Here is a 2171-nt window from a genome sequence, read left to right as displayed (position 1 = left end):
TTTCTGAGCCTCTTCTTCTGTGGGCTTTGAGTTCACAAATTCTGTCAGCATTTCTGTTACTTTCTCTTCGTCCAGTTCTCCTACTGCCCGGGTCAATTCGTTCAGGTCAATCATGCTCTTACCTCCCCGAAATTAATAATATTCTGAAAAACAAGGTCAAGATTTGCTTGCATTTTCACCTCCCCCCATTTTAACGGAGTCTTTTTTGAAAGGATAGAAGCAGATTTGTATATACATGTTCTGTGTCTAGAATAGACTAGTAAGCATAAAATGTCAAGGGAAATTTATATAAATATCATTATAAACTAAAAACTGCAATTTAAATAACAAATTAGAAAAAATCAAAACAAGACATTAAACCAGAAGAAACATGATGTACTGGAAAACTGTATCTTCTAACTCTTGCAGTTTTGCTGCACCAAAATCCGACACTTCCGGATTTAATGCTTTATATTGGTCCCATGTCTTGTAGTATTTGCTCTCCAATTTCCTGGAAGGCAAAACTTTGTAGTCATCTTTATTGAACGCCAATCCAGCGCTATCGCCTGCATTGTTGTAGATTCCATAGTCTCTTGCGGTTTCGGCGACAGCAATTAAGCAATCTATATTGATGTCACTGAACAGCAGTGGGCTTTTATCAAAAGCAAATATATACTTGCCGCCGGGAGCGAGAATATCCAGATATCTCTTTGCCTCGTCTATGCATTCCTGCACAGATTTCGTCTTCAGATTAACAACCGGATACAATCCCATGATTATATGTTTTTTGCCGAGTTTTTCTTTTATAAGTTTCGGGTCGCCGTATTCAAACATTATCCTCGTATCTGTCGGAAACTCTTGCAGATAATCCAGGTATCTCGTCCAGTCATCCTCGCAGAATATGAAGCTGTGAATCCCCATTGATGCATATTCATCAATCATTCTCTTAAAGGTCGGCCAGTAAAGCTTTTCAAAATCCTTTTCCCTCATAAAGGTAGGCATGTGAAGGGCAAAGAAAACCTGTCCGTAGTTTGAGACCTCATTTGGCAGCCCTTTTTTGAATAGCAAAGGGTATAACGCTTCGCACGCTGCAGCGACTTTTTCAGGAATTCTCCTGACGTCAGAGCTGATCCCTTTAAAGCTCCTCAACTGATCCGCAAGAAAATCAAAGGGTGCATAACCGCCTGAAAAAGGTGCTCCTGGATAATAGCCGTATTTCTTTACTAATTTTTCTATAATCATCCCTGTCTCCTGCATATCAGTGTTATAGGCAAGTATACTTTTCGCTAAATTGATGGCACAATTTATAGGATCATCAGGGTTGAAAGCCTTATATTGTCTGGGAATTACCCTTTCAAGCAGGCAGTCGTAAGGTTTTTCAATAAGATAATCGTAATCCTCGGGAAGCATTCCAACTACTTCGGGGTGCTGTATGAAGCCGTTGGATGCCATTCTAAATGATTGAGATTTTAAAATCTCATAGAACGATGGATATCTAAACGAACCTGAAAACGGGCAGGTGTCAGAATATACTGTCTGACATAATTTATCTGCTGCTTCTTCGATTTTTGAGGGATTCCACTGGGCTTCGAAAAGATTCAGACCACCAAATTGTGCTGTAAATTCAAAGGGAAAGCTGATATTTACAGGCACTCTTTTTGGAATCTTGTTGTCATAGACATCTTGATAAATCTTTATTCTCTCTTGCTGTAATAACTCTGTCTCGGTCACTTGTCATTTCACCTCCCCGGAATATTTCATATCAACTTAAAAAAGCAGATTTTTACGCCTTCGGCAGCGTTGGTGGCAAAGGCGAAGCGCTTTTGCCACTTTTCACTGTTTTATAGCATTGATGGCTTCGGTCACAGGCTCTCCAGTGAGAAGAAGGAACGCTTTAAATAAACATACGGCAACAAGCATTTAATATTCAATATGACAGAGCCCATCAATGCTGCCATACAATAGTAAACACCTGTTGCCGTAAAAAGATCGCAGTTATCAGTAATAATTTTCTGCGGATATGCGGTTTTGATTCACTTCCAATTTTTCATATATTAGTTTTCTACAATAAGAGATACATCAGATATTGGAAGACGGTTTCCTCAAGGCCCTGAAGTTTTGACGCTCCAAAATCCGACACCTCAGGATTCAATGCCTTGTACTCCTCCCAGGTCTTGTAGTATTTGCTCTCC

1 protein-coding gene is annotated in these 2171 nt (G+C 39.7%); it reads right to left on the bottom strand.

Annotated features, from left to right (window positions below; all coding sequences use genetic code 11):
* Window positions 1-354: 354 nt before the first annotated feature.
* The gene (locus FWJ32_RS13155; RefSeq protein WP_149546420.1) at window positions 355-1710 is read right to left on the bottom strand and encodes a uroporphyrinogen decarboxylase/cobalamine-independent methonine synthase family protein; all 1356 of its coding nucleotides are present in this window, start codon (window positions 1708-1710) and stop codon (window positions 355-357) included.
* Window positions 1711-2171: the final 461 nt, after the last annotated feature.

It is taken from the genome of Calorimonas adulescens (assembly GCF_008274215.1).
Lineage (GTDB): Bacteria > Bacillota > Thermoanaerobacteria > Thermoanaerobacterales > UBA4877 > Calorimonas > Calorimonas adulescens.
This window is presented reverse-complemented; position numbering and strand designations above follow the sequence as displayed.